This is a genomic window from Psychrobacter sp. S1-30-MNA-CIBAN-0213 (genome assembly GCF_040309845.1).
Classification (GTDB): domain Bacteria; phylum Pseudomonadota; class Gammaproteobacteria; order Pseudomonadales; family Moraxellaceae; genus Psychrobacter.
The window spans coordinates 1-25,594 of record NZ_JBEOPE010000021.1 but is presented as its reverse complement, the minus strand read 5'-3'; the positions used below and the strand labels follow the sequence as shown (position 1 = coordinate 25,594).

Below are 25,594 nucleotides of genomic sequence, written 5' to 3'. Positions count from 1 at the left end.
TGATCCGAAACGTCAATTACGTCAGCTAAAACAATGGGTTAAAAAGGAACTGAACTAGTTATCTAGGACAGCCCCTATCTTATTTATAGAATGTAAATACTGATTATCGGTCTTAATAGATATTCTATCCAATTTATCATAACAATATATGTAATACGGTATTTGGATGGGCTTTTTCTAAAGTTAGTTTAAGATGTACTAAGCACACTTTCTCCAACCAAAAAAAACACCCCAATTTAGGAGTGTTTCTTCTATTCATACTTTACGCCTATATATTAGAACTAGGTCTGCATTACCCTACCAACCAGTAACTTCTTTTAACTTATCACCGATTTTAGCTGGGTCACGAGTATACGCGATGCCTGCATCTTCAAAGGCTTTGAATTTCTCTTCAGCAGTACCTTGACCACCAGAGATGATAGCGCCAGCATGACCCATACGCTTGCCTTCTGGAGCAGTGACACCAGCGATATAACCAACGACTGGCTTAGTCACATGCTCTTTAATATAAGCAGCTGCTTCTTCTTCAGCAGTACCACCGATTTCACCGATTAGGATGATAGCTTCGGTTTGTGGATCATCTTGGAACAGTTTTAGTGCGTCAATCTGGTTCATACCAGGGATAGGATCACCACCGATACCGATACAAGTTGATTGACCAAAACCAAGCTTAGTGGTCTGCGCAACCGCTTCATAAGTTAGCGTACCAGAGCGTGAAATGATACCTACTTTACCTGGCAGATGGATATGACCTGGCATGATACCGATTTTGCACTGACCTGGAGTGATAACGCCTGGGCAGTTAGGACCAACCATACGTACGCCGTCTGCTTCTTCAATATAACGCTTGGCTTTTAGCATATCGATCGTTGGTACGCCTTCAGTGATCACAACGATCAGCTTCACGCCTGCATCTACTGCTTCAACGATAGAATCTAGTACGAATGGCGCTGGTACGTAGATAACTGAGGCGTCAGCTTGAGTTGCTTCCATCGCTTCGCGCATAGTGTTAAATACTGGTAGGCCTAGGTGCGTTTGACCGCCTTTACCTGGCGTTACGCCGCCGACGACTTTAGTACCGTATTCGATGGCTTGTTCAGAGTGGAACGTACCATTTTTACCAGTGAAGCCTTGTACCAATACTTTGGTATCTTTATCAATTAATACACTCATTATTTTTTCCTTGTATTCGGTTGTCTTGTAATAGCAGTTTGCTAGCTTATATATCGTTAAATGTTAACGAGCTATGCTCACACTATCCAACTGCTACTACGCTTTGACTACTATGTTTAAGCGCTTATGTTTAAAGAACTGTGCTTTAAATACATTATGCTTGAACAGCGTCGACAATTTTTTGAGCAGCGTCTGCTAGGCCTTGGGCTGAAGTCAGTTTTAGACCAGACTCTTCTAAGATCTGTAAGCCTAATTCAGCGTTGTTACCTTCTAGGCGTACAACAACAGGTACTTTTACGTCAACTTCTTTGACCGCAGCGATAATAGCTTCTGCAATCATGTCACAACGTACGATACCGCCAAAGATGTTGATTAGAACGCCTTCAACACTGCTGTCTTCTAGAATAATTTTGAACGCTTCAACAACGCGATCTTTAGTTGCCCCGCCGCCAACGTCTAAGAAGTTAGCAGGCTTGCCGCCATACAATTTGATGATGTCCATCGTAGCCATTGCAAGACCGGCACCGTTTACCATACAACCGATATTGCCTTCTAGGGCAACATAGTTTAGGTCAAACTCAGCGGCTTTTAGCTCACGCTCATTTTCTTGCGTCTTATCTTGTAGTGCTGCGATTTTTGGCAAGCGATATAAAGCGTTTGAGTCAATACCGATTTTGCCATCAACACAAACGATCTCGCCGTTTTCACGAACTGCTAGCGGGTTGACTTCAAGTAAGGCAAAGTCGTTTTCGATAAATGCTTGATAAGCACCAGTCATGATTTTTACAAACTGATTGATCTGCTTGCCTTCAAGACCTAACTTGAATGCTACATCACGTGCTTGGTAAGGCATGAGACCTACTAATGGATCTACGCTCACTTTAAAGATTTTTTCTGGCGTCTCGTTAGCCACTTCTTCGATATCAACACCACCTTCGGTTGATGCCATGAAGGTTACGCGACGAGTAGAACGGTCGACGACAGCACCAAGATATAGCTCAGTTTGTACTGGATACATATCTTCTGCAACCAATACGAAGTTGACTGGTTGACCATCTGCGTCAGTTTGGAACGTCACTAGATTGGTACCGATAAGCTCATCAGTGACTTGCTTAGCTTCTTCACGAGTCTTAACCAGCTTAACACCACCAGCTTTACCACGGCCACCTGCATGTACCTGTGCTTTAATAACAGCGATATCAGTTGGCGTCTTGTCAAAAGCGGCAGCAGCTTCTTCGCCACTATAGGCAATGATGCCTTCTTGAATTGGCAAACCATAGCTTTTTAGTAGCTCTTTTGCTTGATACTCATGTAAATTCATTGATTGTATCCTTTATTTTTTACAATTAATAAAAAGTGAAAATAAGTGCTTAGAAAAATATATCTGAGCACTTATGATGGTCACGACCGCTATCTCAATAATGAATGCGGTCGCGCCATCCGGTTAAACTTGATATTTACTTAAATTGTCTTAACTTTGATTATCTTAATTTTGAATATCTTAATTTCAAAAGCTACTTACGTTTTTTACGCTGAATGGCGTGAATAGCACGGCCATCTGCAGATAGAGCAGCTTCATGCACTGCTTCTGAAATCGTTGGATGCGCGAATGTCATTAACTGTAAGTCTTCAATACTAGAGACAAATTCCATCGCAATCATACCTTGATGGACGATATCACCAGCACCAGCTGAGATAGCATGCATACCTAGCAGGCGATCTGTCTTCGCATCAGCAACGACTTTGATAGAGCCTTGCGCTTCACTTTGCGCAAGCGCACGGCCGTTAGCAGCTAGGTTAAATGAACCAGTTTTGACTTCATAACCCGCTTCAGTCGCTTCTTGTTCAGTCAAACCAACCCAGGCGATTTCTGGATGCGTGTAGATAACGTTGATGATAGTGTCATAGTTGACCTGAGCTTTTTCGCCATGGATACGCTCCACCGCCATCATGCCCTCTTCCATTGCTTTATGCGCAAGCATAGGACCACGGACTAAGTCACCGATTGCGTATACGCCATCGAGATTGGTTTTACATTGATCATTTACGTCAATAAGGCCACGTTCAGTCAAAGTAACACCACTGTCTTCACCAAGTAGTTTTTCAGAATAAGCACGGCGACCAACACAGACGATTAGCTTATCAAAGCGCTCCTCGCTTGATTCGCCTTTGTTTTCACTGGTAACTACAACTTCGTCACCTTGTACTTCAGCATTGGTTACTTTGGTATCAACACGGATATCAAGGCCTTGCTTCTTCAACATCTTACGCGATTCTTTAGCGATGTCTTTATCAGCAGCTGCTAAAAATTCAGGTAGTGCTTCGTATACGACAACTTCTGAACCCAAACGACGCCATACAGAACCAAGCTCAAGACCGATTACACCTGCACCAATAACGCCTAAACGCTTAGGCACTTCAGTGAAATCAAGCGCGCCAGTAGAATCAACGATACGATCACCGTCAGTTTTGGCAACTGGGATATCAATAGGCACAGAACCTGCCGCTAGAATCACATTCTTAGCAGTAATAGTGCTTTCTGCTTCGTCTTCAAGAGCGACAAACTTAACTTTTTTATCGCTGCCTTTGCCGTCAACTAACGTGCCCCAGCCTTGTAACCAGTCAACGCCGTTACCTTTTAATAATGCTGCAACACCGCCAGTCAATTGCTTAACGATGCCTTCTTTACGTTCTATCATTTTTTCGATATCGATAGATACGTCGCCGGTGCTAATACCATGCTCATCAAGATCATGCTTAGTAGCTTCATAGCGATGCGAGCTGTCAAGTAGCGCTTTTGATGGGATACAACCGACGTTTAAGCAAGTACCGCCAAGAGCAGGCTCGCCTTTATAAACGCGTTTTTCGATACAAGCAACGCTCATACCCAACTGTCCTGCACGGATAGCTGCTTCGTAACCACCAGGACCGCCGCCAATGACGACTAAATCATAATTGTCTTTCATAGTCCGTTCCTTTTCTAATTTTGGTTTTGATTTTAGTTCTGTTTATAGGTGCAATCATTATACGATTTAATAAAAAAGAGCCATACATCACGCGATAAATAGATAGTTAATACACTAATTCAGCATCGTGTGTCATATAGCGCTTATCCATATTACTAAAAACCGGATATTAAAGACTGCAAAGCATTTATAAAAATGCATCTATAATCTTTCGCACCAAAGCAAAAAGCTTGTATCAGCGATTGCCAATACAAGCTTAGAAGCTTATAAGTCTAGTAGGAGCAATGATGGGTCTTCGACCAATTCTTTGATAGTGACTAAGAACTGTACCGCTTCTTTACCATCGATCATACGGTGATCATAAGAAAGCGCAAGATACATCATCGGTAGGATTTCAACTTTACCATCGACTGCCATTGGGCGATCGTTAATAGCATGCATACCTAAGATAGCAGTTTGTGGTGGGTTCAAGATAGGCGTTGACATGAGTGAGCCAAATACACCACCGTTTGAGATAGTGAATGTACCACCAGTCATCTCATCTAAACCTAATTTGCCTTCTTGTGCTTTACCGCCAAGCTCACGGATTTTGCTCTCAACATCCGCCATGCTCATGCGATCGGTATCACGCAATACAGGGACAACTAAACCGCGATCTGATGATACAGCAACACCGATATCATAAAAACCATGATAAACGATATCGTCGCCATCTAATGAGGCGTTCACTGCTGGGAAACGTTTTAGCGCTTCGGTAGCTGCACGTACGAATAAAGACATAAAGCCTAGACGTACACCATGACGCTTTTCAAACTTATCTTTATACTTAGTACGCAAGTCCATCAACGGCTTCATGTTGACTTCATTAAACGTGGTTAGCATCGCAGTATCTTGCGACGCTGATAATAGACGCTCAGCGACACGCTTACGTAGACGAGTCATTGGCACACGTTTTTCAGTACGCTCACCTGTTGACTCAGCTACAGGACGACCGCTATCAGATTTGATAGAGCTGTCAGCTTTTAGCGTTGGGCTTGCCATATCAGTCTTAGTAACACGACCTCCGCGACCACTGCCTTCGACGTTTTTAGGATCTACGCCACTCTCTTTGGCCGCTTTGCGTACTGCTGGGCTTTGATCTTTATGATCGGCTTCAGCGCCACCTTTTTTATCAGTCGCTTGTACTGGCTCGCCGCCATCAGTTGCTTGTTTTTCTTGCACAGGCGCAGCAGGTTGGTCTGGATCTACGGCTGGGGCTGTACCAGCGCTAGCACCGGCTTCGAACTCACCGATAAGCTCGTCAGATAGTACAGTATCGTCAACTTGCTTAACGATTTTGGTCACAACGCCATTATCAGGCGCGACGACTTCTAGTACTACTTTATCAGTTTCGATTTCTGCTAAAAGGTCATCACGGTTAACTTGTTGGCCTTCAGTGACGTGCCATTCAACGATTGTGCCATCGGCAACCGATTCTGGAAAAACGGGGGCTTTAATTTCAGCCATCGATATACTCCTTAGATTTGGATATTACTATTTATTATTAAGTCGTGATAGACAGTTAGTGCTCATTTAAGGGTGTGTCATGGATAATGATACACCCTTATAAATAGCTTACTTATTGATGATCTAATAACGTAATGAGTCCTAACTGCTATCGCCTGATTGATTTATCTTATACTGATAGCTTTTATTCGGCCAACTCATCGACACTAATGCCAAGACCACCAGCGATTAATGCTTGTTGCTGCTGAGCATGCAATTTTGGTGAGCCTGTTGCTGGTGCTGCACTAGCAGGACGCGCTACTGGCTCCATAACTTTCGCTTTAGTCGGATGTGGTACGACGATACGGAACATATGCGGTGCCAAGTAATACCAAGCGCCTTGGTTCAACGGCTCTTCTTGCGTCCAGACAATTTCTTTTAAATTGCTATATTTTTCTATTTCAGCAATCAAGCGTTCTTCTGGAAGTGGATAGAGCTGCTCAATACGCACGATGGCCACATGATCTAACCCTAAAGCACGACGCTGCTCAAGTAAGTCATAATAAACCTTACCACCACACAATACTAAACGTGTGACCTGATCGGCATTTTGCTGATCGATCTCTGGCAATACCGTTTCAAACTTACCATTGGCAAGCTCTTCAAGCTGTGAAGTCGCAAGCTTATGACGTAGTAAGCTCTTTGGTGACATGACGATTAGCGGCTTACGAATTGGACGTACCGCTTGACGACGGAGCGCGTGATATATTTGCGCTGGCGTAGTTGGCGTAATGACCTGCATATTGTCTTCAGCACATAACTGTAAAAAGCGTTCAAGACGCGCTGAAGAATGCTCAGGACCTTGACCTTCAAAGCCATGCGGTAATAGCATCGTTAAACCACAAACACGCTGCCACTTAGTCTCACCACTAGAGATAAACTGGTCAATGACTACCTGCGCACCGTTAACGAAATCACCAAACTGTGCTTCCCAAACGACCAATGCATCTGGAACGGTCGTCGCATAGCCATATTCAAAGGCCAATACTGCTTCCTCTGATAGCAATGAGTTGTAAGTCGCAAAGCGAGCTTGTTTTTCACTAATATGGGCTAGTGGCACATACATACTACCGTCATTGACGTTATATATTTCACTATGACGATGTGAGAAAGTACCGCGACCCACGTCTTCACCGGTGATACGTACTAACACTTCATCATTATCGACAAGTGAAGCATAAGCAAGCGTTTCTGCCGCACCCCAGTTAAGAGGCTCTTCACCAGTTTGCATGGCTAAACGTTGGTCAACGACTTTTTGAACTTGGCGTTGCAGTTTGTAGCCTTCTGGCATCTCAGCCATACGGCGACCATATTGTTTTAGCTTTTCTATATCGACACTGGTATCCCAGTCGTCAACCAAATCATGACCTAGATAAGGTTTCCAATCTACAAATAGCGCTTCATCAGGATCACTAACTAAAGAGTTCACCACATAATCGCCACGATCTAGTGACTCACGGTACGCATCTTCATAGTTTGTAGCTTCTTCGTCGCTAATGACACCATCTTTAATAAGCTGCTGCGCATAAATAGCACGAGTCGTTGGTAGCTTCTTGATAACCGCATACATCAGTGGCTGAGTCGCTGACGGCTCATCGGCTTCATTATGACCGTTACGGCGATAGCAGAAGAGATCAATAATGATATCTTTGTCAAACTCATGACGGTAATCAAGTGCGAGCTGAGCGGCAAAGATTACTGACTCAGGATCATCACCATTCACGTGTAAGATAGGTGCGTGCACCATTTTTGCCACATCGGTACAATACTCTGTCGAGCGCAAATCTTCTTGGCGACTGGTAGTGAAACCAACTTGGTTATTGATAACGATATGTAGTGTGCCACCCGTGGTATAAGCACGCGTTTGTGACATCTGGAAAGTCTCTTGCACGACGCCCTGACCTGCGAATGCGGCATCACCATGAACAACGATTGGCAATACTGAGTTGCCATCTTTGTTGTTATGACGGGCTTGATCATTACGACGTACTTGACGCGCGCGGACAGAACCTTGCAATACTGGGGCTACGATTTCAAGATGCGATGGGTTAAAGGCCAACGCTAAATGCGCCTCACCACCTGGTGTCATCACGTTGGATGAATAACCATTATGATATTTTACGTCGCCTGAACCTTTTTCTGGCTGCACTTTACCATCAAACTCATCAAATAGATCAGCTGGGTTTTTGCCTAGAACGTTCACTAATAAGTTAAGACGTCCACGGTGTGCCATGCCGATAACCATCTCTTTAGTACCATAACTGCCAGCACGTTGAATGATTTCATTAACAGCAGGAATAAAGCTCTCGCCACCTTCTAAGCCGAAACGCTTTACACCCGTATATTTACGCGCTAAATATTTCTCTAAACCTTCAGCCGCCGTCAAACGCTCAAGAATAGATAAGCGCTTTTCTTTATCGAATTTGATGTAACCTAAGTTGGTCTCAAGATATTTTTCCATCCAGCGTTTTTCAGTACTGGTGGTAACATGCATGTACTCTACGCCAATATAACGGCAGTAGACGCGTTCCATGATTTCAATGATCTCACGCAATGGCGCTTCTGATTTGCTAATACTAATATCGCTGGTAGGATATATAGTATCAAGATCAGCTTCTGATAAGCCATGATAAGCGAGGGTTAAATCCTCTACTTCAGCACGCGGGTGCAAACCTAAAGGATCAAGCTGCGCACGGCGATGACCACGGCGGCGATACGCTGAAATCAGCTGCTGAACACCCATCTGTTTAGGATCAGCACAGTCTGCTGATGTGCTCGTAGTTGAGCTATCAGGGGCAGCGCCACCTTTATTAGCGGTTTGATTTCGTGCAAGCAGTAAGAACTGATCTTTAATCTCGTTGTGCTTGGCATCGTTAGGAGATTGGTATTGTTTAAAATAATCTTGCCAATCGTTATCGACACTACTCGGATCGCTTAAAAACTGCTCATAAAGAGATTCGATATAATGGGCATTGTCAGCGGCAAGTTCAGTATGTTCTACACCGGCTGCTTCTTTAGTTATACTATTCATAATAATCGTCTATTTGATAGATAAATGAATGGAATTGTGCTTATTGTTGTGTAATCTGTCATATGCTAGGCTTTTAGAAAAACTGGCATATATCGTTAAGTACTGTTTATCAAGGAGCGCTTTTACACGCTATTACTTGAGGGGGTAGATATGTATGACCAACTACAATATCAAGCCCAAAATTTACTTTTTATAATTGTCTGGAATAGATAGCAACAAGTAACTTTAACCCTCATTATTACCGTGATACCACTATTACAAATATCTGTGAACGTTCGGTCTTGTTTCTTGCCTCGTTTCACAAATTTAATTTATATATAATGGTTTCATCTATAACCATTAGATTAATCAAACGAAATTTTACTGCGCATTATTAATCTAATTTTATTGATAATAATCTGAGTATTTATTGGTTTATCTCAGTTAACTACTGCCGAAAATACCCACTACTAAACATTATCACCTGCTTTTACGCCAAGCATACACTGCTATATAGGGTAACATGCATCAATTACCTGACATAGTTTGTTTGTTCAATACTATGTATTTACGTAATAAATATTAATTATCATTCAGCAAAAATTATCCACTTGTTGAGAGTGAAATAATAACCTTCGCCCATAATGAACGCATTGCGATAGGTCTGATTTTGAATAACACTTACAGTGACTATGATAGCATTTTTAGAGCCGAATATTTATCACAAGTTGTCATATACTGGCTTTATTTTAAAAATAGTATCGTTGAAAAACAGTAACATTCTACAGCAAGCGAAGTTAACACCAGACTAGTTTACAAATGCTTTGCTTATAGAGGTAAATTGTACAGGTAAACAGATGCTAAGCTCCGAACTCTTACACGCTACCAACGCACTGTACGCATAGACTTACATTGAACAAGATATTGGTTACAGATAAGTTGCATGACTGCCAAAAGCTCAATCATCACTTTTATTATCTACTCTAAAAGTAATAAGCAATTAAAAACACCGCCTGATATTCAGACGGTGTTTTAGTATTGGGTACTTGAACAAAGTTGTTGTTAATCGACTTATTTAACCGGCTTGGTCAAGCAACATATTACGTAGATTACCGATTGCTTTAGTTGGATTTAGACCTTTTGGACAAACTGATACACAGTTCATGATGCCACGACAGCGGAATAGGCTGAACGGATCGTCCAAACGAGCCAAACGCGCTTGCGTATCTGTATCACGGCTATCAACTACAAAACGGTTAGCGTTAAGTAGTGCTGCTGGACCTAAGAACTTATCAGGGTTCCACCAAAATGATGGGCAGCTGGTTGAACAACAAGCACATAAGATGCATTCATAAAGACCATTCATCTTTTCACGCTGTTCAGGTGACTGTAAACGCTCAGTTGGTGGCGCTGGCTGCTCATTGATTAAGTACGGATGTACTTTTTCATACTGCTCGTAAAATTGGTTCATATCAACAACCAAATCACGAACCACTGGCAAACCTGGTAATGGGCGAACGGTCACTTTTTCAGGCAACGTATTCATGTTGATCAAACATGCTAGGCCGTTTTTACCATTGATATTTACGCCGTCAGAGCCACAGATGCCTTCACGGCATGAGCGACGGAAGGTAATGGTCTCATCTTCCTTTTTTAGGCGTAATAATACGTCAAGCAACATACGATCTGAGTCTAGTAGCTCAATCGTATAAGTTTGCATGCGTGGCGCTGCGTCCTGATCAGGATCGTAGCGATAGATTTCGATGGTGCGAGTACCTCGGCTCATAATGCTAAACTCCACACGTAGGTGATGGCGGGCATACAAAGGTTGCAACATGCCAGCGCTAATGTTTAATCTGAATCATAGCACTGGCATAAGCTTGTAGCTGGCGGTCACCTTTTTAATAAATTAATAAGGGATAAAACGTTAATCCTATTCATACACAAACAGCGTGTAATACAGAATTAATAAACGCGAACTTTTGGCTCAACATAATCGACAGTCAATGGAACTTTGCGAACTGGCTTATAAATGATACGGTTATCTTCAGAATACCATAAGGTATGCTTCATCCAATCGTGATCATTACGGCCATTTGGTGCATAGTCATCGTCTTCTGGACGATCATAATCGGATACACTATGAGCACCGCGGCTTTCGTGACGCTTAGCTGCTGATATCATCGTCGCTTTCGCTACTTCATATAGATTGGCAACTTCGAATGCTTCAATACGGGCAGTATTAAACACTTGTGATTTATCACCCAAATGAATTTGATCAATCTTTTCACCTAACGCTAAAATCTTTTCAACGCCTTCATCCATCATCGCTTGCGTACGGAAGACGCTCGCATGCGTTTGCATAGTCGCACGAATCTCATCCGCTACGTCTTGCGCATTGTAGCCTTCTGTAGACTGCTGCAATTTATCCAAACGACGTACCGTGAAATCTAATACATGAGGATCAAGCGGCTTGTAGTTATGATCAGCATGATGATATTCATCAACGATATGTTTACCTGCTGCGCGACCAAAAACCAATAAATCAAGCAGTGAGTTAGTACCTAAACGGTTGGCACCGTGAACACTAACGCAAGCACATTCACCGATAGCATAGAGACCTTTAACCACGTTGCCTTTTGCATATAGGCCGTCTTCGTCAGTACCCGCTTCTAAATCCGGTACAATGACTTGACCATGAATAGTAGTCGGAATACCGCCCATCATATAGTGAATGGTTGGGATAACGGGAATTGGCTCTTTAGTGATATCAACGTTCGCGAAGTTTTTACCAATCTCAAATACTGATGGTAAGCGCTTCATGATGGTTTCAACACCCAAATGGGTCATATCCATTACGATATGATCCGCATTAGGACCACAACCACGACCTTCTTTAATCTCTTGGTCCATAGAGCGCGATACTAGATCACGAGGTGCTAAGTCTTTCACGGTTGGCGCATAACGCTCCATAAAGGCTTCGCCGTCTTTATTACGTAAGATAGCCCCTTCACCGCGGCAACCTTCGGTCAATAGTACGCCTGCACCATGAACACCCGTTGGGTGGAACTGCCAGAATTCCATATCTTGTAATGGAATACCTGCCCGGACTGCCATGCCAATACCGTCGCCAGTATTGATATAAGCGTTGGTAGAGGCAGCAAAGATACGACCAGCACCACCTGTCGCTAGGACAGTGATTGGTGACTGGAATACCGCAACCGTACCTGTTTCTTGCTCAAGCGCTACAACACCGTTGATGTTGCCAGCTTCATCTTTGATCAAATCAAGAGCAATCCACTCAATAAAAAACTCAGTGCCTTGCTCTAGGTTTTTCTGATATAGCGTATGTAGTAATGCATGACCTGTACGGTCAGCTGCAGCGCAAGCACGTTGAACGGCTTTTTCGCCATAGTTTGACGTATGACCGCCAAATGGACGCTGATAAATCGTACCATCTTCGTTACGATCGAACGGCATGCCCATGTGCTCAAGCTCATAAACAACTTTTGGCGCTTCACGGCACATATATTCAATAGCGTCTTGGTCACCTAACCAATCTGACCCTTTAACGGTGTCATAAAAGTGAAAGTGCCAGTTATCATTGCTCATATTACCTAAGCTTGCACCGATACCGCCCTGTGCCGCAACAGTATGCGAACGCGTTGGGAATACTTTGGTAAGCACTGCAACCTTCATGCCCGCTTCAGCCAAATGTAGTGAAGCACGCATGCCTGAACCGCCACCGCCAACGATGACTGCGTCGTAGTTCAGGGTCTTAATATTGCTAATAGTATTGTCTTGTCTTGTTGCCATTACGGTTTTCCTAATGCTTGTGAAGTAAATACAAGGAGTGTCTATCAGACATCACGTTCAATTATTTGAGTATCCTTATATGTTCAATAGAATAAGCTCAACAGAAGCGCTAATATCTTTGAGACAACCTTCAACCACTTACTAAAATTTGCATATTCATCATTATATTAAGCTTGAGACTCTACGTAGCTTTTAATAAGCTTCCTTCGTATCGGCGCTTGATACATTATATAGTGCATCCTACCATTATGAATGCGCTAAGCTGACAATGTTTGTGCACACTATCCAACATGATGAATCTAATATGGCTACTGACTGACTGCTCTTAAAGACTTTAGAGGCCATTAAAACTGACTGAGCAGTCCGTCATTGTAGGGTCTGAAAACGAGATGTCTTCAATAGTTAAACAGCAACGACACCGAAGCCATTACCCCAAAAAATCATAATACCCCAGAATAGATAAACTAAAATGGCGATAATCATTAAGGTTTGTAATACCATACGTAGTCTTGGAGCGCTTTCACCCATCTTGCCAGACGTAATGTAATCGGTAAATACTGTCCACATACCGACCCAAGCATGGCCAGCAAGCGCCAGTACAGCTACTAAACTGAATAGACGCATTGGTAAGCTGGTCATAAAGTCTGACCACTCAATAAAGGTCACATTACCATGTGTCAAAAAGAAGCCCAGTAATACAACACTATAGACTGCCAATACGACAGCACTAATACGCTGGACAATCCAATCACGTGAGCCTGAACCTGTCAGACCGGTGGCGCTTTTGATTCCTGAATCATTTTTTATCATTAGAACATCACCCATACAAATGACGCGACAATTAGAATCGCTGCAATCACAAAACTGACCATAGAGGCAGTACGGCCAGATTTCAGCTCCTCATTCATGCCCATATCAGCAAATAAGTGCTTCATACCCATCACAAAATGATAAGCAATTGCGGCAACAAATATCCATGCTAAGAAGCGAATAAGGACGTTATCAAACACGGTTTCAAAGCTCTCAGGCGAGGCCAAAGAGGTCTGTAATAACCAAAGCATGACAGGAATTAATAGAAATAGAATAATGCCAGATATACGATGTAAAATTGAAGCTATCGCAATCGGTGAGCGATTAACGCTAATCACTTGGCTCAAAGGCAGATCAATAGGTCGGTTGCTTTTCACAGCGGGCATCCTTTTTGCGGTTATACTCCTGTATCTACTAACAACGCTAAGTAGGAATTGATCCTACTAAACATCCAGCAACACATGAGACGAATAAAGTAAGGAAGAGCTAGCTGACTGTGCTAATTAAGAGGTTAACAATTAACTGTTTATGCTGCACCTACTCATTATCGTGAGCACTTATTAGTTATTCACTGACGATAAAACATAAATGAATAACAAGGCTATGCTGTCATTGAAGCGATCTGTTGTTTTGTTTATCTACCATTAATATGATAGTTGGCTGTACAGTTAACTGGTCTATTTTTAATTAGTTCTTTAAGGCAAAAAAGATAACGCTACTCGGTCATCTTTTCTGAAATGAACTGAATCATAGTCAATCTAAAAATAGAACAGACAACGACAGCATTCAAGTCATAAACTATTGTTATGCTTGCAAATTAACATACCAACTTTAACAAAAAGCATTCGACTAAGCATTTAATGAACCAACAAACGCTAGCGAGCATTTACTAAAACAAAGTTAGCATCAGTCAAATCACGCCATTATAAAATGGCTAGCCAACAATTACAAATTTATCCCTTAAATAGTGAATATCGTGGCTGTCTTAACATAAAGTCAATTATCTGTAATAGAATTGTCGTAAACCTACTACTCTTTTATTGATAGTAGCTTTTATGGTTTTACTCTACTAGGTATGCACTGTCTGTTTTCAACCGTATTAATATAAAATTTAGTATAACTAAACAATTAAAAAGAGTCAGTTTATATCATGATAATAGTCATCATGTTACTCTGCTAAAAACACTTAATTTACTATAAATAAGCAAGCAGACATATTTTGATACAAAAATTACCCGATAGAAATACCCTGAAACCACGTAAATTGGGGGAATGGCTGTCAAAAGTCTTTTCTAATTGTGCCGAATTACTGGTAACATAGCCAGAATCTGAAATTAGTTGAATCCGTATTTGTTCATGTGACGACACGAAGTTATGTGTCGTTAGTACTTTTACTCTAACAAGCTAAAACCAATGGAGATGAAATTATGGCTGATAACAACGCCACCCTAACAGTAGATGGTAAGGAATACCAACTTCCAATTATTAAAGGCACTTTAGGGCGCCCGGTTATCGACGTTGCCGCTTTACAAGAATCTGGTTATTGGTCTTATGATCCCGGTTTTAAAGTTACTGCTCCTGTCGAGTCAAAGATTACTTTTATCGATGGTGGTAAAGGCGAGTTATTACATCGCGGCTATCCTATCGATCAGTTAGCGAACAATGCTGAGTATTTAGAAGTTGCTTATGCTCTTGTTCATGGTGATCTACCTACTGCTGAGCAAAAAGCAGACTTTTTTGAAAAAATCCGTAAGCATTCAGGTGTTCATGATCAACTGCGTAAGTTCTTTGAAGGCTTCCGCCGTGATGCGCATCCAATGGCAATTATGGTTGGTGTCGTTGGTGCTTTATCAGCGTTTTACCATGATAAATTAGATATCAGTGATGAGAATCATCGTGAAATCACTGCTATCCGTTTGATTGCTAAAATGCCAACGCTTGCTGCGATGAGTTATAAATACTCACAAGGCGAACCGTTCATGTATCCACGTAACGACTTTAACTATGCAGAAAACTTCTTATATATGATGTTTGCAACCCCTGCTGACGTTGACTATAAAGTAAACCCTGTAATTGCCAAAGCAATGGACAAGATCTTTACCTTACATGCTGATCATGAGCAGAACGCTTCAACGTCTACGGTACGTTTGGCTGGTTCTACTGGCGCTAACCCTTACGCTTGTATCGCTGCTGGTATTGCTGCGCTATGGGGCCCATCACATGGCGGCGCGAACGAAGCTGTCCTTGAGATGCTTGATGAAATCGGTTCAGTTGAAAACGTACCTGCATTTATGGAAAAAGTGAAGAGCCGTGAAGTGAAGCTAATGGGCTTTGGTCACCGTGTCTATAAAAACTTTGATCCACGTGCCCAAGTCATGAAAGAGACTTGTGACGAAGTATTAGGTGCCCTAGGTATCAATGATCCTAAGCTTGAGCTTGCAATGGCACTTGAAAAGATTGCTCTAGAAGACCCGTTCTTCGTTGAGCGTAACCTATATCCAAACGTTGACTTTTACTCTGGCATTATCTTAAAAGCCATTGGTATCCCAACGTCAATGTTTACCGTTATTTTCTCGCTAGCTCGTACCTCTGGTTGGATCAGCCATTGGTTAGAGATGCATAGCGCACCGTTCAAAATTGGTCGTCCACGTCAGCTATATACTGGTGAAACGCATCGCGATTTCGTTAAAGTTGAAGACCGTAAGTAAGTTTGATTAGATATTAAAACAATAAAAAATCCCGCCATTGTGCGGGATTTTTTATTGTCGTTTAAATGAATAGTTTGAGCGCTTATAAGCAATTATCAGAAAAGTACGTATTGAAAAAAGAAGCCATTCAAGAGGATTACAGAAGCGGTTACTGAAACTCTTGTAAAGTCTGCTCGTATTTAGCGATTTGCTCATCATAGTCTTTGATAGTGTCATTAAACTTCGTCATTAGAACTTCAAATTCTTGCTGTTGCTTTAATTTCATTTGCTGCATATCGAGCGCTTGTTGAGCTTCTATCTGCTGCCATACTTGATGCTGGATGATTAAGCGTGCTAGTGCGGGGCTCTTTACACTTACTCTCTCAGCAATCTCTGCATGTTCAAATAACTGCGGCACTAGAGTAGCGATATTTAGTAAAGTGTCTGTATTTTGAGCACTAAGCGCGGTAGTCGCTGGCTCATAAAGCGCTTGCATCGCCTGTTGATAACGTTCGATAACCTGATCTTCAGTTAATACTTCCGGTCTACGCGGCTCAAGGCTAATACGCTTTAATACCTCTAAATCACGCTCCCCCACTTCAGTACTAGTATTTATCTCAACTTCGGCATCATTCGTAGCTACCTCGTTAGTAGCTTCAATATCTGCATCATTGGTTATAGGGTCAGCAGTGGCGCTAACTGTAGAATCGGGGCTATTAGTATTAGTCGTATCATCGACTGGCTCAGATGCACTATCAAGCAACAAGGCATTTTCGCTATCAGAAGCATCAGCTGCTTGTAGTGCCTCATACTCTGCTTGCAAACGTCGTTGTAGACCTTGCATCTGGGCGACGTACAAAGGCTGAAACTGCTCGATACGCGCCTTAGCTGAATCACTCAATGGCGCAGGCTTAGCATTTTCAGCATCAATTTGTGTGCTTGTTTGACTGTCATTGTCAGATTCCGTAGTTTCTGACTGCTGCTGACAACCTGCCAGCATCAATGTTCCTGCAAGTATCGCTACTATTAAATTAGGTGTTCGCCATAAATGAACAGTAGTAACCTTATGAATGGTGTTTTTTGATCGAACAGCATCAAGCTTTGAGTTCCAAAAAGTAAAAATCACGGCACAATTCCTTTGTTAAAAGCTAATATAGCAGATAGAATTTGTTGTTAATTCTTATGGTTAATATTAATTTACTTATATTTTATAATAGCGGTTATGAGACCTTAGTTGAAGGTTAAACTGTGAATGGTTTATTAGTACGCTTAGTCTCCGCGTTAGAGCCTACCGTCAAAAAAGGAATACAGGCTTCTAGATCTTGACAATCTTGACCAAGCTGATGGCGGATGAAATAATCCTGCACCATGCGTGCTTGCTGCTCAATACCGTATTTAAAGAATGGCTTACCCAGCTCTAAGTCATAATCATAGCGACGATCAACAAGGGCGCCGCGAATAACTTTTAAACCTTGCTGCAATTGCCAAACGTGAGTAAGCTCATGAATTAGCCAGCTTTGCTTACTAAGAGTGGCGCTGCTAAAGTCTGCTATCCAGTCCTCCGGATGAAAATATATATTTCCATTAGGGCTGACTGCGTAATTTTTGAGTACCCACCAGGCCGTTTTTAACCGCACTGCCTCAAGATCGATACCATCACCAAAGACTGAACGCGCTAACATGATCTCGCCTGCACTAAGCTTACGTGACTGCTTGGCAAAACGACTTGATAAACGCAGGCTTTGACTCAATAACTGCTTTACGGAATGTGTCATAGGCGATGAATATCTCCATGGTTAATGTTTAGCACTGTCAGCTAATAGATGGATTAATATGCTATAAATAAAGCCTATGACCATGAAATAAAAGTGCAAAGGACATAAGTTGTACACTTGTACGGCTTTTTTGAGCCAAAAGTGCCCTAACCTTTGCTTTAATTATCAGTGACTTTTTAATAGTATTTATTAAAAAGTCACTGATAATTACTACTAAAAAATTAACTTAGATTATTATTTGTCTGATTTCATATAATTTCGATATTACTATCATGGTTACTATTTTGTGATGTAAAGAAGAGCTGTGCATAGATAACTCATATCGTACAGTAAGCACAGTTGCTACCGTAGCCGATTTATATGAGGTTCAATACAAAAACATAGAGAGTCTTATGGCCCCTAACTTTCATGCTGATACGCCACTTGCCCAGCGCATGCGCCCCGACTCCCTTGACGATATCATCGGTCAAGCGCACTTATTAGCGGAGGGTGCACCTCTACGGCGCTTGGTCGAACAGAATCATCTGCCTTCGATTATCTTACAGGGGGAGGCAGGTATTGGTAAAACTACTATTGCCATGCTATTAGCTGATGCAGTTGGGCGACCTTTTCATGCACTCTCAGCACTTAATACTGGCGTAAAGCAGTTACGTGAGGTGTTAGATAGCAAGGACTCATTAAGCTTTGAGTCACCAGTGGTTTTTATCGATGAGATTCATCGCTTTAATAAAGCACAACAAGATGCATTGTTAGGCGCTGTCGAATCCGGTGATATTACCTTGATTGGGGCCACTACAGAAAACCCTTCATTTAGTGTCAACAATGCCCTACTCTCGCGCTGTCAAGTATATCGCTTAGAACCGCTCATTCCAAAGCAAATCGCGGCAGTACTAACGCGCGCTATTACAGAAGATACGGTATTAAAATCACTATCTATTGATTTGCAAGCACAGGATTTTATTAGCCAGTTAGCGCATGGCGATGCACGTAAAGCATTGAACCTTCTAGAACTTGCGGTACAAACCGCTGATTCAAAGCAGTCGCCGATTATTATTAATGATGAGCTGGTTGGCCGAGTCGCTCAAACTGCATTAGTGCGTTACGATAAAGATGGCGAGCAGCATTACGATATTGTCTCAGCGCTGATAAAGTCCGTACGCGGCTCCGATCCTGATGCCGCTTTATATTGGATGGCGCGGATGCTAGTTGGTGGCGAGCCTGCTGACTTTATTGCTCGGCGCTTAGTCATTTTGGCCAGTGAAGATATTGGTAATGCCAATCCTAATGCCTTATTACTTGCTGATGCTGCCTTACGCAGTGTGCAATCAATCGGTATGCCGGAAGCGCGAATTATCCTAGGCCAAGTCGTGGTCTATCTGGCGACCAGTGCTAAAAGTAATAGCACTTACAATGCTATTAATGCAGCGATGGCGCTGGCAGAAAAAGACGCCTCACCTGTACCGCTCCATCTCCGTAATGGGGTGACTAAACTTATGCGTGAACAAGGTTATGGCAAAGGCTATGCTTATCCGCACAACTACCCTAATCATTATTATCCGCAGACTTATTTGCCTGATAATCTGGTGGGTACACGTTTTTATGAGTTTGCAGATAACCAACGCGAACAACATAGTAAACAGTTTATGGACTGGCTTAAAAGCCAAGCGGCAAGTAATGACTAAAGAAAGCTTTCGTTACATCCCTTGTTATGCTTCAGATTATTTTATTTAAATGGCTAGCGCTAAATAGCAATAATTAACTAATTAAACACTCTGGTCTAACGATGAAACCGTACGCCATGGCAAAAAAACCTTTAAAATATGCCGTTTAGATGGTCATTAAATCTTAACCAATGACTGTCAACAACTAACGACAATTACAGCCCTTTAGCCTATCTGCTACAATAGGCTGATAAAATTTTATACCCCTACATTTCTATAAATAATAAATCATTGAGACTTCTTATGAGTTTAAATACGATTCCTGAAATTATTGAAGACATTCGCGCCGGTAAAATGGTCATTTTGATGGATGATGAAGATCGCGAAAACGAAGGTGATATCATCATGGCGGCCACGCATGTCCGTCCTGAAGACATTAACTTTATGATTACCCATGCCCGCGGTTTGGTATGCTTAACCTTGTCACAAGCGCGTTGCCAACAGCTTGCATTGCCACTGATGTCAGATCGTAACGAAGCAAAATTCAGCACCAACTTTACCGTTTCTATCGAAGCTGCTGAAGGCGTTACTACTGGTATTTCTGCGGCAGATCGTGCACGTACTATCCAAGCAGCAGTCTCATCAGCAGCAAAGCCTGAAGACATCGTCCAACCTGGCCATATCTTCCCAATCATGGCACAAAATGGTGGCGTATTACACCGTGCTGGACATACCGAAGCTGGCTGTGATTTGGCACGCCTAGCAGGACTTGAGCCTGCAGCCGTTATTGTAGAGATTATCAATGCTGATGGTACGATGGCGCGCCGTGATGACCTTGAGATATTCGCCAAAGAACACGATATCAAAATCGGCACCATTGCTGACCTTATCAACTATCGCATCGCTAATGAGCAAACGGTAGAAGAGATTGAATCGCATCCGTTTGAGACTGAATATGGTACTTTCACTCTGCATCGTTTCCGTGAGTTTGGTGCTGATGAGACTCATATAGCCTTGGTAAAAGGCGATGTTAGCGAAGGCGTTAGTACTGTACGTGTTCATGGCTTCCATCCATTACGTGATTTATTTGCGGCTAAAAACGATACCACAGGGCGCAGTGGTTGGAGCGTACAATCAGCTCTAGAAGAAATCAGTGCTTCAGAACGTGGTGTCTTGGTTTGGATTGGTAGCCATCAACCAATCGACTTGGGAGATGCGTTAGATAAAGCCTCTGAAAACCAGTCGCTCTCAACTATCGCCCAGCAGCCTTATCGCAGTATTGGCGTTGGCGCGCAGATTTTACGCCACCTCGGTGTACGCGATATGCGCCTTTTATCATCGCCAATGAAGTTCTATGCGCTATCAGGCTTTGAGCTAAATGTCATCGATTTTATTCATGCACCAAAGCAAGATTAAACGACTAACTAGCTTAAGTTAATTTGCTAAAACCATTGTGATAAACAATTAAAAAATCGCTCAAAAAGATTATTCAAAAAAGGCACGCTAATCAGATTAGCGTGCCTTTTTATTATTTAACTCTTTTATCGTTTAGCTTCAGCTCAATGACGCATATTATAACTTAGGGGTGTGAGCTACTTTTTGTTCAAGCACTAACAAACGTGCACGCTCCTCGATTGTCCATGGCAACTTAGTTTTGCCATCACTCTCTAGTCGTACTATCACTGCCTCAGCAGTAGCGACTACGGCTTGCTGCGCACAGCTATAATAACTATATTCTATGACGATACTAGTCGTGCCCAAGCGTTGACAGCGCACGCCCAGTAATAGAGTATCAGGGTATACGACTGGACGTAAATATTGACAGCTAGACTGGGCCAGCACAGTGACCATACTGCCATCAAACATACCTAGGGTCTGCAAATAAGCGATGCGCGCTGACTCAGCATAACGATAAAACACCACATTATTTAAATGATTAAAGGCATCCATCTCACCCCAATGTATGGGCTGAGTATGTATTACTGGATAATTTGCCAATTCAGCAGGATAGCTATCGTCTGGTATGTCAGCTGTTAATCTTATTTCATGACTAGCGTTGTTCATAAACCACCTTAATCTGTATTTTTAATATATCAGTATCTAAAACACCCCAGCATCTATCAATCTAATACAACTTAACGCTTAGGCTTATCCAAAATCTGAGTAGTCAATAAAGGCTTAGGCTTGGGCGCATCAACAATCAGTTTATCAAGCCAAACAATTACCTCTGTGATGTTCTCTGGCGCTTCCGTAGCCGTTGGACTTTGTTGACCTTTATTAATTTGGTCGGTGTCTGTAGCAGAGGACTGTGCTGTTTTACTAGCATTATTTTTCTGAGTACTGGAAGTGTTTTTAACCAACGTCTGTAACTGCTCACGCGCTTGGCTTAAACATACAATCAGCTGATCTTGCTCACGCATATTGCTGGCTTGAATAGCTAGATTCAGAGTCATGATGACTTCATGAATAGTTAACTGCTGACGGTTTAATGGAGCACTATTATTATGTACTTTGTTAGTAGCCGTACGCGCTGAACCAGTAGTAGTATCAGAAGATGTCTTTGTATTATCATTGCGGTTACTATCAGGATAACTAATATCATTACGACTAATTTTGCGATCGTAACTGTGCAAAAAACCTTGAATGTTTTGAATGGCCAAGTTTTGTAATTGCCATGGACTAGGCTGTGAGCTTTGCGCTTGTAAACGCTCAATATCTTTGGTCAAGCTTTCTTTAATGACAATCGTCAACGCTGGCGATATCTCATTATTATCTTGTGACAGTTGCCATAGTAAACCACGTAGCAATTCAATTGATGCCTTATAATTATTATCAGCGAGTAGTCTGTCTGCTACCTGCATTTGAATACGCAATAAATTGAGCTGATTTTGAGCTTGATTACTGACGGCTGTATTTGGCTCTGGTAGGCTCTGTTGACTGATTGAAAATAAACGGTCGTCCATCTCATTTAGACGGCTGACTACATGCTCATTACTTTGCAGACGTTCATTGATTTGGTTTTGAAAACGTTGCTGAGCAACATATAGCCAAACTAAGGCAATGACTAATAATAAGATAAACAACCATTGCAAACGTAATAACAAGATATTCGCCTGCCGACGCTGCTGATTTACAGATAATGTATCAGCTGTAGAAGTTTTAAATTCGGTTGACATAAGACAGCACCGTTATTGGTAGTTTTAATGACACTTAAAAATGAGCAAATAAGGTAGGTTTGTCGTTTTACTCTCTATTTACAGACAATTCTGCTTAAAGAACATTCTGCACAATCGCTGCCAAAATAGTCGCAGGAGATAAGTCTTCTACTCGCCAATAGCTTAGTTGCTCAGCTGCTACCATATCAGCTAAGCGCTCACCCAATACGACATAATTAAAATCTGATAATACTGGTAACACTGTATGTTCTAGAGCAAAATTTGAATCTGACTGCGTTTGCTGGACTACGCTTGACCAGTGTTCAAATGCAGTGCCACTACTGATGACAACGATAGGCTTAGATGCTTGTGACTGATTAGACTGCTGCGATTGTACTGTATTTTGCTTAATAAACTGCTCAAGCCATTGCTTATAATTTGTACTTGCATCGGTAGGTAAAATACGCTCATACCAAGCAATACTATCAATATGCACCCCGCGCGCCTTTAGCGTATCGACCAATAATCGTCGACCACCCAGTCCACGCCAAATCAGGAGTTTATCGCCCGCTTGTAGATGCTCAATCTCCGGCATGGCTAGCATACCTTCGTTATTGGCAATAGTCGGTTGTAATACTGGATAGTTAAATGGCAATTGGGGGTCTTGTAAGACAGAAGCTGTCGCTTCACCTACTGCAATCAAATGACTTGGTGCTTTATTAGTCCTAAGCATGTTTGACTCTGACAATGCGCCATTATCATATGGTTTGTTTGCTTCTTCAAGAGCTTGCCATACTGCCAATCCTGACGCTGCCGCAGTAGGACTGACGATAACAAGTGCTTCATAATTGCCTGCTAACCAATCACGCATCAACTCGATATCTGTATCATTTACCGCGCGCGGCTGTAGCGTCAACATCGGCATATCAACCACAGTCAAACCTGCAGCTTGCAAATGCTCTGTTAAGGGTGCTGCACGCTCTAGCGGACGAGTATTGATGACGACTGCTGGCGGTAATGATAAATCACCAATTGACTGAGACAACAATGCACGAGACATAGACCTACCACTGCTCAAAAGGTTGTGTAATGAGATACCGCTACTACGAGTGCACACCTATTCGACTTAGTGTTATCTGTATTAGCGGCGTAAAATACTACTCATTGTTTATGTCGATATTTATGGTTAAGTATGATTAAGAATGGTAAATTGCTGCCAAGATAGCACCAGCACCGTCAGCCAGTAGCATCTTGGCGACATCGATACCTAATTGATTGGCCTGTGCTTCTTTCTCTGCTTGCGTTCCAGTCAATGCAATACGCTTTTCAGCCTTTAGCAATTCACTACCATCTGCTTGTCCGACTCGGCCACGTAGCCATAAGTTATGACCGCTATCATCGTTATCATAATCGGTAGTGATTTCTTTAACGTTATCAGCATGCAATACCGCATAAGCAGCAATCGGAACTTGGCAACCACCTTCTAAATGACGATTTAAAGCACGCTCAGCGATTAAGCGAATGCGCGCCTTATCATCGTTAAGCGGGGCAAGCAGTGCCAATACATTTGCATCATCTTCACGGCATTCAATTGCTAATGCCCCTTGACCAACAGCTGGTAGGCAGGTATCGATCGCTAACTCACCACGAATACGCTCATCAAGCTCGATGCGCTGTAGGCCACTGGTTGCCAAAATAATGGCATCGTAGTCGCCTGCATCAAGTTTGCCTAAACGTGTACCCACGTTACCGCGCAAGGTCTTGATTTGTAGATCTGGACGATAGGCTTTGATTTGACATTGACGGCGTAAACTTGCGGTACCAACGACCGCGCCTTGTGGTAATTCATCAATACTATTATAAGTATTAGAAACAAATGCATCCGTTGGCGCTGCACGTTTGCAATAAACGCCAAGTGTTAAACCTTCAGGCAACTGCATAGGGACATCTTTTAGTGAATGCACAGCAATATCTGCCTGCCCATCATATAATGCTTGCTCAAGCTCTTTAACAAATAAGCCTTTACCGCCTATTTTTGCTAGTGGGGTGTCTAAAATCTTGTCACCTTTAGTGATGATTTTTAGTAAATTGATAGTCATCTCTGGATACAATTCCAGCAATCGATCACGGATATGCTCTGCTTGCCATAAGGCAAGCGGGCTTTGACGTGTGGCGATATTTAAGGTATGTAAAGCAGATGGCTGCGTGGTACTCATGATAGGCCTCAAGATTATTAAGTGCTATATTGTTAATACTATGTTTGATGCGTCAGAAAATTTATTATTTACAAGCTTTTAATAGGTGCAAAAACTTTTATCTGACGCAAAAAAATACCCCTATTTAAGCATAAATAAGGGTACGAAGATATGGTCGAGATATTTTGGTTGTTACTAGCTATTTATAAAGGCGTTAGCTTCTAGAATATGTCGTTGAAGACACCTATCTCTGAGTCATTTCTATAATAAGAACCAATGGCAATAAGGAACCATGGTTACATACTTTGAATCTTTTCTCGTAGCGCTGGTAGATGTCGACGACTAACCGCTAAAGTCTCATCAAGACCTTTAAAGCGTACTTGATATTGCCCAGAATCTATGGTTTCTAAGTAATCCAAAAAGCTTAGATTAATGATGGCATTACGATGGACCCGAAACAGTCGGCTCTCAAATTCTTGCTCAAGCTCTTTTAAAGTCTCATCTATGAGTACTGTGCCTTCTTTATGACGGACTTTGACGTACTTTTGGTCAGCAGTAAAGTAGTAGATATCTTTGAGTTTAATCAGCTCGACGCCACGATGTGTACGCGCTGCAATATGTTCACGCACAGGACGAGCAGTCGGGTCTTCAAGTTTACGAATCTCATTCAATTGTGCGGCATTCAGGTTCTTTGCTTGACTCAACGCCTCTAACAATTCATCTTGGGGCTGTCCTAGATAACTAGTTCAGTTCCTTTTTAACCCATTGTTTTAGCTGACGTAATTGACGTTTCGGATCACT

The 25,594-nt window shown here is 42.2% G+C and carries 19 protein-coding genes; 3 read left to right on the top strand and 16 right to left on the bottom strand.

What is annotated here, in order from left to right; genetic code table 11:
- Positions 1 to 297: 297 nt before the first annotated feature.
- The 9 genes from sucD to sdhC all read right to left on the bottom strand — a co-directional run bounded on the left by sucD (position 298) and on the right by sdhC (position 13,706).
- The gene (gene sucD / locus AAEY87_RS13625) at positions 298 to 1,173 is read right to left on the bottom strand and encodes a succinate--CoA ligase subunit alpha (RefSeq protein ID WP_068033769.1); all 876 of its coding nucleotides are present in this window, start codon (positions 1,171 to 1,173) and stop codon (positions 298 to 300) included.
- A 154-nt stretch (positions 1,174 to 1,327) separates the two neighbouring features.
- Positions 1,328 to 2,494 carry an ADP-forming succinate--CoA ligase subunit beta gene (gene sucC, locus AAEY87_RS13620; RefSeq protein WP_068033767.1) on the bottom strand — a complete coding sequence of 389 codons (1,167 nt, stop codon included), beginning with the start codon at positions 2,492 to 2,494 and terminating at the stop codon, positions 1,328 to 1,330.
- Positions 2,495 to 2,687: 193 nt separating this feature from the next.
- A complete protein-coding gene (lpdA, locus tag AAEY87_RS13615; RefSeq protein ID WP_350657553.1) occupies positions 2,688 to 4,139 on the bottom strand; it encodes a dihydrolipoyl dehydrogenase in 1,452 nt (483 codons plus the stop codon).
- Between the two features lie 264 nt (positions 4,140 to 4,403).
- Positions 4,404 to 5,645 (bottom strand): 2-oxoglutarate dehydrogenase complex dihydrolipoyllysine-residue succinyltransferase, encoded by a 1,242-nt coding sequence (gene odhB, locus AAEY87_RS13610; RefSeq protein ID WP_068033764.1) that lies wholly within the window; start codon positions 5,643 to 5,645, stop codon positions 4,404 to 4,406.
- A gap of 184 nt (positions 5,646 to 5,829) precedes the next feature.
- Positions 5,830 to 8,715, bottom strand: coding sequence for a 2-oxoglutarate dehydrogenase E1 component (locus AAEY87_RS13605; protein WP_068033762.1), 2,886 nt, complete (start codon positions 8,713 to 8,715; stop codon positions 5,830 to 5,832).
- A 1,054-nt stretch (positions 8,716 to 9,769) separates the two neighbouring features.
- Positions 9,770 to 10,480, bottom strand: a complete 711-nt coding sequence (locus AAEY87_RS13600) for a succinate dehydrogenase iron-sulfur subunit (protein WP_068033760.1) — start codon at positions 10,478 to 10,480, stop codon at positions 9,770 to 9,772.
- 179 nt (positions 10,481 to 10,659) lie between these two features.
- Positions 10,660 to 12,510 carry a succinate dehydrogenase flavoprotein subunit gene (sdhA, locus tag AAEY87_RS13595; RefSeq protein ID WP_068325418.1) on the bottom strand — a complete coding sequence of 617 codons (1,851 nt, stop codon included), beginning with the start codon at positions 12,508 to 12,510 and terminating at the stop codon, positions 10,660 to 10,662.
- 402 nt (positions 12,511 to 12,912) lie between these two features.
- A complete protein-coding gene (gene sdhD, locus AAEY87_RS13590; RefSeq protein ID WP_068038841.1) occupies positions 12,913 to 13,299 on the bottom strand; it encodes a succinate dehydrogenase, hydrophobic membrane anchor protein in 387 nt (128 codons plus the stop codon).
- A 20-nt stretch (positions 13,300 to 13,319) separates the two neighbouring features.
- Positions 13,320 to 13,706 (bottom strand): succinate dehydrogenase, cytochrome b556 subunit, encoded by a 387-nt coding sequence (gene sdhC / locus AAEY87_RS13585; protein WP_082787118.1) that lies wholly within the window; start codon positions 13,704 to 13,706, stop codon positions 13,320 to 13,322.
- Positions 13,707 to 14,747: 1,041 nt separating this feature from the next.
- On the opposite strand from sdhC, the gene gltA reads away from it, so the two are divergent.
- Entirely contained in the window at positions 14,748 to 16,028 is a 1,281-nt protein-coding gene (gene gltA, locus AAEY87_RS13580; RefSeq protein WP_068033753.1) for a citrate synthase, read from the top strand.
- A gap of 148 nt (positions 16,029 to 16,176) precedes the next feature.
- Here the strand turns inward: gltA and AAEY87_RS13575 are convergent, their stop codons facing one another.
- Together AAEY87_RS13575 and AAEY87_RS13570 are read right to left on the bottom strand one after the other, a co-directional pair.
- Positions 16,177 to 17,133, bottom strand: a complete 957-nt coding sequence (locus AAEY87_RS13575; RefSeq protein WP_350657552.1) for a hypothetical protein — start codon at positions 17,131 to 17,133, stop codon at positions 16,177 to 16,179.
- A 115-nt stretch (positions 17,134 to 17,248) separates the two neighbouring features.
- Positions 17,249 to 17,782, bottom strand: a complete 534-nt coding sequence (locus tag AAEY87_RS13570) for a type IV secretion protein Rhs (RefSeq protein WP_350657551.1) — start codon at positions 17,780 to 17,782, stop codon at positions 17,249 to 17,251.
- A 392-nt stretch (positions 17,783 to 18,174) separates the two neighbouring features.
- Between AAEY87_RS13570 and AAEY87_RS13565 the strand changes: the two genes are divergently transcribed.
- A complete protein-coding gene (locus AAEY87_RS13565) occupies positions 18,175 to 19,464 on the top strand; it encodes a replication-associated recombination protein A (protein ID WP_350657550.1) in 1,290 nt (429 codons plus the stop codon).
- Between the two features lie 282 nt (positions 19,465 to 19,746).
- Positions 19,747 to 20,859 (top strand): bifunctional 3,4-dihydroxy-2-butanone-4-phosphate synthase/GTP cyclohydrolase II, encoded by a 1,113-nt coding sequence (ribBA, locus tag AAEY87_RS13560; protein ID WP_068033744.1) that lies wholly within the window; start codon positions 19,747 to 19,749, stop codon positions 20,857 to 20,859.
- A gap of 156 nt (positions 20,860 to 21,015) precedes the next feature.
- Here ribBA and AAEY87_RS13555 read toward each other — a convergent pair whose 3' ends face one another.
- The 5 genes from AAEY87_RS13555 to AAEY87_RS13535 form a co-directional block, all read right to left on the bottom strand.
- Positions 21,016 to 21,507, bottom strand: a complete 492-nt coding sequence (locus AAEY87_RS13555) for an acyl-CoA thioesterase (protein WP_350657549.1) — start codon at positions 21,505 to 21,507, stop codon at positions 21,016 to 21,018.
- A 71-nt stretch (positions 21,508 to 21,578) separates the two neighbouring features.
- Positions 21,579 to 22,619, bottom strand: a complete 1,041-nt coding sequence (locus tag AAEY87_RS13550; RefSeq protein ID WP_350657548.1) for a hypothetical protein — start codon at positions 22,617 to 22,619, stop codon at positions 21,579 to 21,581.
- 94 nt (positions 22,620 to 22,713) lie between these two features.
- Entirely contained in the window at positions 22,714 to 23,658 is a 945-nt protein-coding gene (locus AAEY87_RS13545) for a uroporphyrinogen-III synthase (RefSeq protein WP_350657547.1), read from the bottom strand.
- 136 nt (positions 23,659 to 23,794) lie between these two features.
- Positions 23,795 to 24,814, bottom strand: a complete 1,020-nt coding sequence (gene hemC, locus AAEY87_RS13540; protein ID WP_350657546.1) for a hydroxymethylbilane synthase — start codon at positions 24,812 to 24,814, stop codon at positions 23,795 to 23,797.
- Positions 24,815 to 25,089: 275 nt separating this feature from the next.
- Entirely contained in the window at positions 25,090 to 25,497 is a 408-nt protein-coding gene (locus AAEY87_RS13535) for a LytR/AlgR family response regulator transcription factor (protein WP_502945481.1), read from the bottom strand.
- Positions 25,498 to 25,594: the final 97 nt, after the last annotated feature.